The sequence below is a fragment of the Pseudomonas sp. 02C 26 genome, assembly GCF_002843585.1.
Classification (GTDB): Bacteria; Pseudomonadota; Gammaproteobacteria; order Pseudomonadales; family Pseudomonadaceae; genus Aquipseudomonas; species Aquipseudomonas shirazensis.
Map to the genome: position 1 here is coordinate 4901606 of NZ_CP025262.1, position 13284 is coordinate 4914889.

The following is a 13284-nucleotide window of genomic DNA, read 5'->3' on the forward strand; positions in this document are numbered from 1 at the left end:
CTCGCGATCTGCTCTATGTGATGCTTCATTCAGTGGGTCCTATGGGAAGCCCCTTGCATTAAAATACCGCCATCATAATAATGAGATCGATTACCATTTATGCCTCGGTGTCTTTCTCATGTCGGCGCTTGATCATTCGGTTCTTCATCGGTTGTACAGCGAACATAACAGCTGGCTGAAAGGCTGGTTGCGTGTGCGTTTGGGCAACGCCGCCGATGCTTCGGACCTGGCTCAGGACACGTTCCTGCGGGTGATGACGGCGCGCAATGACGCACCCATCCGCGAACCTCGTGGCTACCTGAGCGCCATCGCCCGTTCGCTGCTGATCGATAAATCCCGTCGCCGCGCCATTGAGCAGGCTTACTTGCATGCGTTGGCACAACGGCCAGAACCGGTGGATGTTTCGCCGGAGATTCGCTTGTCCATCATCGAGATGCTGGTGGCGGTCGATAGCCTGCTAGATGAGCTGGGCCAGCGCACGCGTGAGATTTTCCTGGCGGTGCAGCTCGAAGGTCTGAGCTACGTGGCGGCGGCCGAGCGGTTTGGGGTGTCGGTGACCACGGTGAAGAATCATCTGATTCGCGCCATGACGCGCTGCCTGTTGCTGGTGGATAACTGATGTCTGCGTCGCCCAACCTGGAGACGCTGGAGGCGGCCGCCACCTGGTATGTGCAGCTCAATGACGGCACCGCCAGCGAGGCGCGCACGCGGGCGTGGCAGGCGTGGGTACAGGCCAGCCCTGACCATGCGGCGGCATGGTCGCGGGTTGAAAAGCTTCAGCAGCAGTGGGCGGCGATACCGCAGCAGGCGGCGTTGTCTGGCCTCGGTGCAGCGCAGGCACAACGCCGTGATGTACTGAAGATTCTCGGTATGCTGATAGCGGTCGGCGGTGGTACATGGATGGCCGTGGAGCAGGTGCCGTACCGCTCGATGCTAGCGCAACAGCGCACGGGCATCCGGGAACGTCGTTCGCTGCGCCTGGACGATGGCTCGCAACTGGAACTGAACGCCGACACCGCACTGGACATCCATTTCGACTCCAGACAGCGGCTAATCCAGCTACTCCGTGGCGAAATTATTGTGCAAACCGCCAACGATCCCACCCAGCGCCCCTTTATGGTTCAGACCGCGCAAGGGGGCGTGCGCGCGCTCGGCACCCGGTTCAGTGTGCGCCAACTGCCCGAGCAAACCCTTGTCGGTGTGCTGGAGGCGGCGGTTGAAGTCAGCCCGCAAAGGCATGCCGATCACCCGCTGCGCCTGGAAACCGGCCAGCAGGTCACGTTCGATCGTGATCGGGTAGGCAGCGTCCGCCCCCTGCCAGCGGGTTCGACCGCCTGGGTGCAGGGCATGCTCAGCGTCGATGATTGGCGGCTGGGCGACTTCATCGAGGAGTTGGGGCGCTATCGACCGGGCGTCCTGCGCTGTGCCGCCGAGGTTCGGGGGTTGAGCATTTCCGGCGCTTTTCGCATCGATGATACCGACACCGTGCTGGAGAACCTGGGCAAATCCTTGCCGGTGAAAGTGCGTTATCTGACGCGTTACTGGGCCAGCATTGAAGCGGCGTGAAGCCGCGTCGCAAAATCTTCAGCGGCAACCTTGCTGATTCAGATTCTCATCCGTCAATGACATAAGCCGCGATACAGCGGGTTTCTGCCAAGACAACGGAAGGATCACCGAATGCCCCCGCTTTCCCACAACACTCCGACGCTGCTGAGGCGCGCCGTGCGCCTGGCCGTTCTGGGCGCTTCCCTTGCCAGCCTGTCTGGCCTGGCGCTGATGCCGGCTCAGGTCATGGCGCAGAGCCTGACCGCTTACCAGGTCGCCCCCGGGCCGCTGAGTAGCGCCCTGGCCGAGTTCGGTGTGCAGGCGGGGGTTACCATTTCGTTCGACACCGAGCAGGCTCGGCATCTCACAACTGACGGGCTCAAAGGCTCATACAGTGTCGAGGAAGGACTGTCGCGCCTGCTCGCCAACAGTGGCCTGCAAGCGCAACGGCAGAGCAATGGCGGGTACGTTCTGGTCGCGAACAGTACCGACGATGCCCTGGAACTGGGGGCTACGCAAATCACTGCCAACCAGTTGGGCACTGTGACTGAAGGCACCGGTTCGTACACTCCCGGCACTATCGCTACGGCGACGCGCATGGTGCTGACGCCTCGAGAAACACCGCAATCGATCTCGGTAGTAACCCGCCAGGCGATGGATGACTTCGGGCTTGTAGCCATCGATGACGTTATGCGCCATACCCCGGGCATCACCGTATCGACCTATGACACCGAGCGTACCAACTACTATTCCCGCGGGTTCTCCATCGTCAACTTCCAGTACGACGGCATCCCTACTCTGCGCGATGCCCAATATTCGGCGGGCCAGACCCTGACCGACATGGCGATCTATGATCGCGTCGAAGTTCTCAAGGGCGCTACAGGTCTGCTCACCGGGGCAGGCGGCCCAGGGGGTACCATCAACCTCATTCGCAAGAAACCGACCTCCGCGTTCAAGAGCAGCATCGAACTGGGCGCCGGCTCCTGGGACAACTATCGCTCCCAAGCCGACGTCAGTGGTCCCCTGACCGAAACAGGCAACGTCCGCGGCCGTGTCGTAGCGGCGTATCAGGACAAACAATCGTTCCTTGATCATTACTCGCGTAAGACCGGTGTGCTCTACGGCATCCTGGAGGTCGACTTGGACGAAAACACTCTGCTGACCCTCGGTGCCGATTATCAGGACAGCGATCCGAAAGGCTCCAGTTGGACCGGTACACGCACCATCTTTGATGCGACCGGCAAAAAGCTGGACCTGCCGCGTTCGTTCAACAACGGCCCAAAATGGGGCTCTTGGGAACAGTACAGCCGCACGGCCTTCGCGAGCCTGGAACATACCTTTGATAATGGCTGGGTCACCAAAGGCCAATACAACCACCAGATCAACGGCTATGACGCCCCCCTGGGCTACATCTCCCAGGACACCGCCACCGCCAGCTCCATCTACGCGCGCAAATACGTGGGCAAGACCACCAGCGACAGTCTCGATGTGTACGCCTCGGGGCCATTCGAGCTGTTCGGCCGCGAACACGAACTGGTCATCGGTCAGTCCCTGTCCATTTCCAAATGGAAAGCCAAGGACTACACCGCAACCACCTACTTCAACAATTCCTATGATTTCTACAACTGGGACGGCGATGCCGCCGAGCCGCTGTGGACCGCCACCAAGTTCAACGACGAAACGACCCGCCAGACCGGCACCTACGTCACCAGTCGCTTCAGCCTGACGGATGAACTGCACCTGTTGCTCGGCTCACGTATTGCCAACTACCAGGTGACTGGGACCAGCGACACTCAGGAAAGCGGTAAGGTGGTACCGTATGCCGGCCTGACATATGACCTGAACGACAATTTCACCGCATACGCCAGCTATACCGAAATCTTCCAGCCACAGACTCAGTACCGCACCCGCACCCGTGCCATGCTAGCCCCCAACGAAGGCAAGAACTATGAGTTCGGCCTCAAGGGTGAGTTCTTCGGTGGCCGCTTGAATTCCAGCCTCGCCTACTTCGAGGTGCACGAAGAAAACCGTCCGCTGGCCGACACAGCCTGGAACTCGCAGCCGGGCGTCGACTACTCGTACATCGGCACCAAGACCAAGACCAAGGGCTACGAAGCGGAAATCTCCGGCGAATTGGCCAAGGGCTGGCAGTTGCAAGCGGGGTATACCCATAAGATCGCCCGCAATAGCGATGGTGATAAAGTCGCCACCTGGGAACCGGAAGACCAGGTCAGCTTCTACAGCACCTACAAACTCCAGGGCAGCCTGGACAAGCTCACCGTCGGTGGCGGCGCGCGTTGGCAAAGCGCTGGCTGGCAGACCGTCAACAACTGGGGCTACCCCGGTGGTGGCCGCTACGAGAAATTCACCCAAGACCCCTACTGGCTGGTTGATCTGATGACCCGCTACCAAGTGACCGATAACCTTTCGGTCACCTTCAACGTCAACAACCTGCTCGACAAGCACTATTACACCAACATTGGTTTCTATGACTCGGCCTACCCTGGCGACCCACGCAACATGATGGTTACCACGCGCTGGGATTTCTGATCTCTGCGATCAAACCGGTTTCCTTTCTGCTGCTCATGCAACAAAGCCCTCGTAGCGATACGAGGGCTTTGTTTTAGCAGCCAGCGCGGAAAACCGGCATCAAGTAATCGATGGCTTTCTCTTCTTCGGGCGGCATCTTCTGGTTCAGCTCGACCGGCTTGAATACAGGCCACCTCGATAAAGGGGACGCCGTAGGACATTTCCCAACCTGCAACCAAATGCTTCAGCCGAGGGCTCTTCGGAACTATCCTACGCCGCTTGCGGAAGCTTCCATGTTGTCGGGGAAATACCTCAGGGGTACCGTCCCTGGGTCGTCATTTGCGCGACCAAGGTGTGAGAACCTTGTAAACATGTTAGCGGCCAATCAATGGCGGTCGTACGCGGGCAGACTTCGGTCTGGCCGGGTTTTTCCATGTTTACCGGTTTCTCACTCCGCGTACGACTGCCACCCACCCCGTGAGAAGGGAGGTGGTGACAGTCCCTGTGTAAACACGGAGATCCACCATGAAGAAACTCGTCCCCGACCCACCCCGCCAAGACTTCACCCAACGGTCCTCCTTCAGCCTCCATCCAAACGTCACTACTTCTGAAATCCTTGCCCATGCCAGCAAACTGCTGCTTGGCGTAGCCGAAACCATCGACCAACACCGCCGCGCCCATCCTTACCAGGCCGGGCTGAACATGCTGGCGAACGCCGCCCATACCGCCGATGCCTCACGCGCTCTGATTGACTACGCAGTGACCTGCCTGCCCGCCAAGCCGGAGGAATGCTGAGATGAGCGACGATCAAAAAACCAACGTCACGGCCGGCGTCGAAACGTTCTTCGAATCGGGTGAAAGGTCCTCTCACATATTTCGGGTCATGCCCGGAGTGCCGTTCGAGCATGCCTATGAACACGTGTCAGTACTGCTGGGCTACATCAAGCATCTGGTCCGCGAGGGCGATATGGAGAATGACCACAAGCTGCTCGGCGCAGCGGATTACCTGAGCACCTTCGCCAAGGCGATCATGGACGACATCGAGATCGCGCGAAACCGAGCTCAACGCACAACGGCATAGAAGCAGGAAGGGCCGCTCGGCGGCCCCACACTGCGCAGCCAGCCGAGTACGAGGTAAGCAACATCAAGTTGATTACGATCAAAATCCACATTCACGCCAGCAGTAGGCTAAGCGCAATGACCGCCACAACGAGGGCGCCGCATGGCCAAGAAATTCCCCCTCAACCCAAGCCATCCCGAACGCATTTGTTGGGGGTGCGACCTGTACTGCCCGGCCAAAGCGCTGGCCTGCGGAAATGGTGCGGATCGGACGATGCATCCTGCCGAGCTGTTTGGTGAGGATTGGCACGAGCACGAAACGTGGTCGGAAGACGCAGACGTCAAGCGCGGTGAGGATCTGCCGCTAAGTTCGAGCACCTGATTGTGCGCTTCAGTTACCGAAGCTCTGCACAAAGGGTCCTGCACTCTGCTTGATCGCCGCGACCACGTGCGGCGCCTGTTCGCATAGCTCCGGCGCTTTGGCCAGTACTTGCTCAAGCGCCTGCAACTGCTTGCGGATAACTTCACCCGGTTGCGTTACACCACACGTGTCGGCGAAATCCAGCAAACCCTGCCTGGATGCAAACAGAGACTTGTTGCCGGCGAGCGTAAGCGCGAGCACATCTTCGGGGATGTAAGCCGTGGTGTTGACGATATCGTAAGCGGGCGCCAGGCGGGCATCGCGCATCACGGGGTCAGAATAGAGCAGGCCAAAGTTTTTCAGATGGGCATCGCCGTTACCGACGATGCAGCTCAGCGTAACCATCTCGAACAGTTGCGTGAGCGAGGCATTGAGGTGCTCGGGTGCGCAGAACACGCGAATTGCCTTGGCAATCGCTGCATAGCTCTTGCTGTACTTCTGCTCTGCTGGCAGTCCCATCAACGCCGTCATGTCTTCAAAACCGATTGGGTTGTGCTGCTCGTCGCGGTCGAAGCGGCGCATGACGAACAACTTGGCGTTGTCCGAGAGGAAGAACGGCGGCACGGGCAGCCCTGAGGCCTGCGCGATGGTCATGCACAGGTACTCATTGATGGCCAGGCCGGGATATTCGTCGCGGCCACTTTTGATGATCAATTCCGAAGTCTTCGAGGTGAACCGCTGTGGTGTTGAATTTCGTTGTTCAGGCACCAGGACTTTAGGCTGCACACCCGAGATACCGGCACGCAGGATGTAGCGATCCACCAGGTCGGCGAAGATGTCGTGCGAGCCGTCCCAAGATAAAATTTCGTCCAGCTTTTCGCCAGGAAACTGCTCACGCTCAAGCAACGCATCAACCGTGCGCGAGCTGACGTGCACCCGGCCTATGGGAGAGCTGCTACCAGATAACGCCAGTAGCAACATGGGGTCGACTTTGGCGATCTTTGCCAGGCGGTTGCGTAGCTGCTCGAGCACATAACCTTCCGGCAGGTTCATCTGAAATACCGGATGCAAATCTCGATGGCGGTACTCTTCCGTGCGGGTAGGCATGAGCAGGCTGACTGCAGCGCGCGGCTCAGCCTCCGCAGCGTAACGAAACAGGTAATCAGCAGCGCTGGTAAGGATTGTTCCGCTGATACCTTGGGGTGTCGTTACAGTCAGTGAAGCGCTCATTCAAACATCCCCTGGATCTCTTCCAACGTAGGCATGGCTGCAGCAATCACTCGCAACTCGCAATCCATTGCGCCAAGAGCTTTAGCATAGGCGGCGATAGCAACGGATAGGCTACCTTTCTCCACAGCGATGATTTTCTGACGAGTAAGGTTTGCCAGCTCTGCAAGCTGTTGCTGGGTGAGCCCTCGATGAAGGCGCCGTGTGCGTATTTGTCGCCCTAAGCGCTGAGTTAGCAGTTCGTGGTCCATGTTTAGAATACGAGACAATTGGATTGACATGTAACGTATACGTGACCAGATCGAAAATCAATTGATATGTGGTGAACTGCTGGCCTCGGCCATATGCCGGACCGTTTTGGCAGTTTGCTGAGCCGGTGATCTTCGCTCAAAGCGCAGGTTCAGGGAGGCCGGGTTTGTATACCTCGAGAAGCGAGTAGAAGACGGGTTCTCGGCCCTCGCGGCGCTCATGCTCGTAGCTGAATCACCGCAAACTACTGCTGATCGCCTCATCTTCAATCAGGTCAGTGAGCAAATACTGGAGGTGATTGCCCTCGCCAACCTTCGAGCCCATCAACTCCAGCTGACTTTTGGTTGTGTGTCGGTCGCATTCTGCAACGGCCATATGCATGGCGGGCGTGTGCAGATAACAGCACTGATAAGCAGGCTCGCCGAGCATCAGCGTCGGGGTGAGTTGAACGCTTCTCGCACGTTTTATGAGAGACCAAGCCAATGTGGCATCCAGCCCAGCAGGAAGCCGAAACCGCCACTCGTCAAAGTGCAGGTAACTGCCTTTCGGATCGAGCGGATGGGCCAGCGCGAAATATTGCGCTGCCTGGTCCTGATGCTGTGCGCTGATGAGCGCGAGCGGGTCCGTGATGACCTCGGGCGGGCGCTTGATGATGCTCATTCCAGATGTCCCTCGATTTGGAATGAGACTACAGCACTAATCCAACTCCCTAAAACGCAAAAAGGGCCGCTAAGCGGCCCTTTCCGTCACCCAACCAGAATCAGAAGATGCTGATCGGATACTCAACAAACACACGAACTTCGTTGCCGTCGTCGTTGTAGCCGTTCTGCTGTACCGCGTTGTTGGTACGCAGGAACGAGCCGCGCAGTTTGACCGACAAGTCCTTGGCCGGGCCGTCTTGAACGACGTAACGGACCTGGCTGAAGATTTCGCGCTCTTTGCCTTCGCCGAAGCCTTGTGGGTTGGCGACGTTGCGGGTGTTGATGTTGTCGCCGACAACGTAGGCCAGCTTGTAGGTCAGGCCAGGCACGCCGAAGGTGCTGAAGTCCAGGCCGTAGCCGAGCTGCCAGGAGCGCTCGTCTTCAGCGTTGAAGTCAGACCAGTACGAGTTGGCCAGGTAGATGGTCGAACCACCGTCACCCACGCCGCCTTCGTTCTGGTACCAGCCGTAGTTGTAGCCGGTGCTGCCGGTGCTGCGCTGGTGCGCCAGGGTGAACGAGTGCGCGCCGTAGGCGTAGGTAGCGGCCAGGCTCCAGATGGTGTTGGAGTCGCCGTTCAGGCCTGCAGCCTGGACGAACTTCTTGTCGATGTCCGACTTGTAGCCGTTGAAGTCGAGGGTCAGCGACTGGTCAGCAGCGATCGGGAAGACGTAGTTCAAACCCAGGTAGTGCTTCTTCATGACGTCTTCGTTGTCGGCTGTATACAGCGACGCGGTGAAGTTGTCGGTGAATTTGTAGCTACCACCCAACACGTTGATCGACTTCAGGCCACCGCTGTCGCGGTGCTCGGCGCTCTTGCGCACTTCCTGAGTGAAGCGACCGGCGTTCAGCTCGAGGCCTTCGATCTCCTTGGAGGTGATCATGGTACCGGTGAAGCTTTCTGGCAGCAGGCGCGAGTCGTCGTACTGCAGCACTGGCAGGGCCGGCATCTGGTCGCCGTACTTCAGCACGGTGTTGGAGATGCGGAACTTGACCGCAGCGCCAGCACGGGCGAGGTCGTTGGCCGCAGCGCTCTGGCCATCTGCGTCAACGGTGTTTTCCCGCTTGAAGAAGTCGATACCGCCGCCGCCGTTACGGCCTTTGCCGCCGTCCAGGCGCAGTGCGTACAGGCCGAAGGCGTCAACGCCTACGCCGACGGTGCCTTGGGTGAAGCCGGAGGAGAAGTTACCGATGAAGGCCTGGCCCCATTGGGACTGGTCATTGGTGCCGTGTTTCTTGTCACGGTTGATGAAACCGTTGCGCAGCAGGATGTTGGCGTGGCTGTCTTCAACAAAGCCCTTGCTCTCGGCCTGGTCATTGGCCTGTGCCTGGGTCGCGGCAACGAGTGCCAGGGCGATCAGGCTGATCCTGGTTTTCAACATTTTCTTTTCCTTTATTTTTAATCAAAAACACTGTGCATTTTTACGCCCGGAAACCAACGCCCCTTCGTAGGTTCGACGTTATGCGGATCCAACTGACAAGCCGTACCGATGCTCAACTGGCGGGCTTTCGCAGCCGCATGGCCATGTCATGGCCAGCAAGCGATGGCGAATCCTAGCCGCCCCTGCTTCTCAATGTCAAAAAATCGTGAAAGGCAGGTGTATATAACCAAAAAAACACCTCGCAATAGTGCATTTCAATGCTTATCTGCCCTTGCGTGGGGCATTTTTTCCCACAAGGCGGTAATTCAACCTACATACAACAGTAAATGGCTCTACGATCAGCGCCGCCGACCCTGTTACATCGAGATACACATGTAAAGACAGGGCTTTACGAATTACCCGAGCAAGCGCTAATAGCAAGCATTACCATCCGCATCCATTTTTCATTAACTGCTTGTTTGGATGCCGTCATGCGTGTGCCTCGCCGCCTCTCGCCCCTGTCCCTGAGCCTGTCGCTGCTGTGCAGCGCAGGCGTTGCCACTGCCGCCACCACTACCCTGCCAGAGCTCTCGGTCACCGCCGATGGCGAGCGTGAACGGGACAACCCCCGGGTCAAGGAAGTCAGCACGGCGACTCGCACCTCCACAGCGGTGCGCGACGTACCGCAAGCCATCGACACAGTGAAGACCAGCAACCTGCTGGATTACGGCAGCAACAACCTGGGCAAGGCGCTGGAAGGCATCCCCAACGTCAGCAGCGGTGCCGATACGCGTTTCGACAGCGTGCGTATCCGCGGCTTCGAGAGCAGCAACGACTTCTATCTGGACGGCATTCGCGACGACAGCCAATACATACGCGATCTGCACAATATCGAGCGGGTCGAGGTGCTCAAGGGCCCGGCCGCGGTGCTGTATGGCCGTGGCGGCCAGGGCGGTATCGTCAACCGGGTGAGCAAGGCGCCAGAGCATGGCCGGCGCTCGAGCATCGAAGCCCAGGCGGGCAGCGAAGATATGCGCAGCCTGTACGCCGACCTCAGCGCCGACCCAAGCGACACCATCAGCCTGCGTTTGAACATGGGCAACCTCGACTACAACAGCTTTCGCGATGGCGTCGATGGCAACCGCCAGCTGTTCGCGCCGTCGATGAGCTGGCAACTGACGCCAGACCTGAACTGGCTGGTGCAGTACGAATACAGCCGCTTCAACCGCACCCCGGACCGCGGCATTCCCGGCGTCAATGGCCGCCCGGCCGACGTCGACCGGGGCACGACTTACAGCGATACCCAGCGCGACTTCATCGATGACCAGGCGCAGTCGCTGCGCTCGCGCTTGAACTATCAGCTCAGCGACAACTGGCAGTTGCGCCACACGCTGGGCCTGTTCCAGCTCGACAGCCAGTTCGACAATACCTACGCCACCGGCTACAACGCCGCCAGCAACACGGTGACTCGCCAGCGGTGGCAGCAGGATCTGAAAACTCGCAACCTGTTCAACAACCTTGAAGCCGAAGGCGAGTTCGCCACCTGGGGCCTGCACCATACCGTGCTGGTTGGCCTAGAGCTGGGCCACCAGCGCCGCGACCCGCTGTTGCGCAATGCCCTGCCGGCCAACCGAGGCGGCACGCCGGTGCCGAGCCTGGACCTGGACAACCCCGACCGCGGCCTGCAACACAATGGCCGTATGCAGGTGTTCAGCAACAACCACACCGTGGTCGACAGCCGCGGCCTGTACCTGCAAGACCAGATCCGCCTGAACGAGCAATGGCAGATTCTGGCGGGGCTGCGCTTTGACCGCTTCGAGGTCGAGACCACCAACCGCCTTAACAGCGCCAGCGAGCCGCAAACCAGCACCAGCACCAGCCCGCGCATCGGCGTGGTGTACTCACCGTGGCGCGAGCACTCGTTCTACGCCTCGTGGAGCAAGACCTTTTCGCCAGTCGGCGGCGGCCTGATCGGCATCACGCCGGGCGCCGCCGGCAATACCAACAAAACCGACCCTGAGCTGAGCCGGCAGAAGGAAATCGGGGTCAAGAGCGACTGGTTCGACGAGCGCCTGAGCACCACCCTGGCCATCTATGAACTGGAGCTGTACAACCGTCGTACCCGCGATGCCGATAACCCTGAACTGTTCCTGCTCAGCGGCCTGCAACGCTCACGCGGCATCGAGCTGACCGCGACCGGCAACATCGTTGGCAACTGGTATGTGCGCGGTGGCATCGGCCTTCAGGATGCGACCATCGTCAAGGACAACAGCAACCAGCAAGGCAACCGCATCAACGATGTAGCCAAGCGCAACGGCAGTCTGTTCATCAGCTGGAAACCGCAACTGGGCTGGTACGCCGAAACCGGCCTGACAATGGTTGGCGAGCGCTTTGCCGACAACCAGAACACCATCCTGCTGCCAGGCTATGGCCGCTGGGACGCGCTGGTCGGCCTGCGCACCACGGACTGGGATGTGCGCGCCGCACTGAACAACCTGACCGACAAGACTTACTACGCCTCCGCCACCAGCGCCGCACAGATCCAGCTGGGCGACCCGCGCAGCCTGGTCGTGACCGGCACCTACAACTTCTGATTCACTCGCCCAATAAAAACGCCACCGCAATCAGCGGTGGCGTTCTTGTTCAACAGCTCGGGAGCACTGCCTGCTCAATGCCAGATGGCTACCAGCGCCTCAAGCTCAGCATCGCTGATCAGTCCTCGTGGATAGCGCTCATGCAACAGACGTCGGGTATCGGTCGTCCTGACCCGCTTGCTTCCATGGTGCTTCAACCACTGCGTCAGCATTTTGAGCGATTGGTGATTTACTGCCGATGGGTGCAAAACCGACTCACTTGCTGCATTCATTTCAACACGTACTCCCTGGGCCCGTGAGCGGCTAACTTACGTTGAGTTTGTGACAGATCGGTTTAAATCTATCTGCTTGAAACACAATGGGAAACGATACAAGAGGTGTGCCATTTACCGCGTCTGCCGTCGGCCGCGCATAAAAAAAGCCCGTCAATCGACGGGCTTCTCTTCTATCAGGGAGTTAGCGCTTATGCGGCGCCGGTTGTTGCTGAGTCAGGCAGTGGATGTTACCGCCACCGAGCAGCAGCTCGCGGCCGGGGATCATCACCACCTCATGGTTGGGGAAGATCTTCGCCAGGATGGCTCTAGCTTCGGCATCTGCCGGGTCATCGAAGCTCGGCGCGATGATGCCGCCGTTGACGATCAGGAAGTTCACGTACGAGCCCGCCAGGCGCTCGGCAGGGCTGCGCTCCTGGCTACCGGCCACCTGGTCGACGCCTGCGCACTCTTCTTCGGTTGCGTAGAGCGGGCCTGGGATCGGCATCTTGTGCACTACAAAGGTGCGGCCTTTGGCGTCACGGGTGTTTTCCAGTACTTCCAATGCGGCGTGGCAGCGCGCGTAGTTGGGGTCGTTGGAATCATCGGTCCAGGCCAGTAACACCTCACCTGGGGCGACGTAACAGCAGAAGTTGTCGACGTGGCCATCGGTCTCGTCGTTGAACAGGCCGTCAGGCAGCCAGACAATGGTGTCCACCGCCAACTGGTCGCGCAGGATCTGTTCGATCTGCTCGCGGCTCAGGTGCGGGTTGCGGTTACGGTTGAGCAGGCACTCTTCGGTGGTGATCAGCGTGCCTTCACCGTCGACGTGGATCGAGCCGCCTTCAAGCACGAAGCCTTCAGTCTGATACCGCTGGCAGCGTTCCATTTCGAGAATTTTGGTGGCGACGTCTTCGTCACGGTTCCACGGTGCATACAAGCCACCATCAAAACCGCCCCAGGCGTTGAAAGCCCAATCGACACCGCGCACTTCGCCGTGGTCGTTGATCACGAAGGTCGGGCCGGTGTCACGCACCCAGGCGTCGTCGTTGCTCAGCTCGACCACGCGGATGTTAGGCAGGTCGAGCTGGCGCCGGGCGTTCTGGTATTGAGCAGCAGACACCCCAACCGTCACCGGCTCAAAGCGAGCGATTGCCTTGGCCAGGGTCACGTGCGCCGCCTGCACCGGCTTGCCACCGAGGCGCCAGTTGTCCGGGCGCTCGGGCCAGATCATCCAGGCCTGGGTCTGTGGCGCCCACTCGGCAGGCATATGGAAGCCATCGGCGCGGGGAGTCGAGGTGAGGGTTTTCATCGGTGTCCTCTGCATTACAGTTGAGGTATGTGCGGGCGTACAGGGTAGCCCGGCAGCACTGAGATCAGTTATAGCCGATAATTATCTGTAATTATAGT

General features: G+C 59.3%; 12 protein-coding genes. 7 read left to right on the forward strand and 5 right to left on the reverse strand.

Annotation, left to right across the window (positions count from 1 at the left end):
- The first annotated feature begins 118 nt into the window (after positions 1-118).
- The 6 genes from CXQ80_RS22400 to CXQ80_RS22425 all read left to right on the forward strand — a co-directional run bounded on the left by CXQ80_RS22400 (position 119) and on the right by CXQ80_RS22425 (position 5515).
- Entirely contained in the window at positions 119-619 is a 501-nt protein-coding gene (locus CXQ80_RS22400) for a sigma-70 family RNA polymerase sigma factor (RefSeq protein WP_101322518.1), read from the forward strand.
- Positions 619-1566: a FecR domain-containing protein gene (locus CXQ80_RS22405; RefSeq protein ID WP_101322519.1), complete on the forward strand. Its 948-nt coding sequence runs from the start codon at positions 619-621 to the stop codon at positions 1564-1566. The genes CXQ80_RS22400 and CXQ80_RS22405 overlap by 1 nt, the downstream gene beginning before the upstream one ends.
- A 111-nt stretch (positions 1567-1677) precedes the next feature.
- Positions 1678-4095: a TonB-dependent siderophore receptor gene (locus CXQ80_RS22410; protein ID WP_101322520.1), complete on the forward strand. Its 2418-nt coding sequence runs from the start codon at positions 1678-1680 to the stop codon at positions 4093-4095.
- Between the two features lie 504 nt (positions 4096-4599).
- Positions 4600-4869 (forward strand): hypothetical protein, encoded by a 270-nt coding sequence (locus tag CXQ80_RS22415; protein WP_101322521.1) that lies wholly within the window; start codon positions 4600-4602, stop codon positions 4867-4869.
- 1 nt (position 4870) lies between these two features.
- On the forward strand, positions 4871-5155 hold the full coding sequence (locus tag CXQ80_RS22420; RefSeq protein ID WP_101322522.1) for a DUF3077 domain-containing protein: 285 nt from the start codon (positions 4871-4873) through the stop codon (positions 5153-5155).
- A gap of 141 nt (positions 5156-5296) precedes the next feature.
- On the forward strand, positions 5297-5515 hold the full coding sequence (locus CXQ80_RS22425; protein ID WP_101322523.1) for a DUF3079 domain-containing protein: 219 nt from the start codon (positions 5297-5299) through the stop codon (positions 5513-5515).
- 9 nt (positions 5516-5524) lie between these two features.
- Here the strand turns inward: CXQ80_RS22425 and CXQ80_RS22430 are convergent, their stop codons facing one another.
- From CXQ80_RS22430 to CXQ80_RS22445, 4 genes are all read right to left on the reverse strand, one after another.
- Positions 5525-6724, reverse strand: a complete 1200-nt coding sequence (locus CXQ80_RS22430) for a type II toxin-antitoxin system HipA family toxin (RefSeq protein WP_101322524.1) — start codon at positions 6722-6724, stop codon at positions 5525-5527.
- Entirely contained in the window at positions 6721-6972 is a 252-nt protein-coding gene (locus CXQ80_RS22435; protein WP_101323130.1) for a helix-turn-helix transcriptional regulator, read from the reverse strand. Before CXQ80_RS22435 ends, CXQ80_RS22430 begins: the two co-directional genes overlap by 4 nt.
- Before the next feature lie 232 nt (positions 6973-7204).
- Positions 7205-7630, reverse strand: coding sequence for a hypothetical protein (locus CXQ80_RS22440; protein ID WP_101322525.1), 426 nt, complete (start codon positions 7628-7630; stop codon positions 7205-7207).
- Positions 7631-7730: 100 nt separating this feature from the next.
- On the reverse strand, positions 7731-9050 hold the full coding sequence (locus CXQ80_RS22445) for an OprD family porin (RefSeq protein ID WP_101322526.1): 1320 nt from the start codon (positions 9048-9050) through the stop codon (positions 7731-7733).
- Positions 9051-9520: 470 nt separating this feature from the next.
- On the opposite strand from CXQ80_RS22445, the gene CXQ80_RS22450 reads away from it, so the two are divergent.
- Positions 9521-11623 (forward strand): TonB-dependent siderophore receptor, encoded by a 2103-nt coding sequence (locus CXQ80_RS22450; protein ID WP_101322527.1) that lies wholly within the window; start codon positions 9521-9523, stop codon positions 11621-11623.
- 456 nt (positions 11624-12079) lie between these two features.
- Here the strand turns inward: CXQ80_RS22450 and aguA are convergent, their stop codons facing one another.
- Positions 12080-13186 carry an agmatine deiminase gene (gene aguA / locus CXQ80_RS22460; RefSeq protein WP_101322529.1) on the reverse strand — a complete coding sequence of 369 codons (1107 nt, stop codon included), beginning with the start codon at positions 13184-13186 and terminating at the stop codon, positions 12080-12082.
- Positions 13187-13284 lie beyond the last annotated feature (98 nt).

Bases quoted from the DNA above. Each gene is read 5' to 3' on its own strand.
- CXQ80_RS22400 (WP_101322518.1), top strand. From the start codon at position 119: ATGTCGGCGCTTGATCATTCGGTTCTTCATCGGTTGTACAGCGAACAT.
- CXQ80_RS22405 (WP_101322519.1), top strand. From the start codon at position 619: ATGTCTGCGTCGCCCAACCTGGAGACGCTGGAGGCGGCCGCCACCTGG.
- CXQ80_RS22410 (WP_101322520.1), top strand. From the start codon at position 1,678: ATGCCCCCGCTTTCCCACAACACTCCGACGCTGCTGAGGCGCGCCGTG.
- CXQ80_RS22415 (WP_101322521.1), top strand. From the start codon at position 4,600: ATGAAGAAACTCGTCCCCGACCCACCCCGCCAAGACTTCACCCAACGG.
- CXQ80_RS22420 (WP_101322522.1), top strand. From the start codon at position 4,871: ATGAGCGACGATCAAAAAACCAACGTCACGGCCGGCGTCGAAACGTTC.
- CXQ80_RS22425 (WP_101322523.1), top strand. From the start codon at position 5,297: ATGGCCAAGAAATTCCCCCTCAACCCAAGCCATCCCGAACGCATTTGT.
- CXQ80_RS22430 (WP_101322524.1), bottom strand. From the start codon at position 6,724: ATGAGCGCTTCACTGACTGTAACGACACCCCAAGGTATCAGCGGAACA.
- CXQ80_RS22435 (WP_101323130.1), bottom strand. From the start codon at position 6,972: ATGGACCACGAACTGCTAACTCAGCGCTTAGGGCGACAAATACGCACA.
- CXQ80_RS22440 (WP_101322525.1), bottom strand. From the start codon at position 7,630: ATGAGCATCATCAAGCGCCCGCCCGAGGTCATCACGGACCCGCTCGCG.
- CXQ80_RS22445 (WP_101322526.1), bottom strand. From the start codon at position 9,050: ATGTTGAAAACCAGGATCAGCCTGATCGCCCTGGCACTCGTTGCCGCG.
- CXQ80_RS22450 (WP_101322527.1), top strand. From the start codon at position 9,521: ATGCGTGTGCCTCGCCGCCTCTCGCCCCTGTCCCTGAGCCTGTCGCTG.
- aguA (WP_101322529.1), bottom strand. From the start codon at position 13,186: ATGAAAACCCTCACCTCGACTCCCCGCGCCGATGGCTTCCATATGCCT.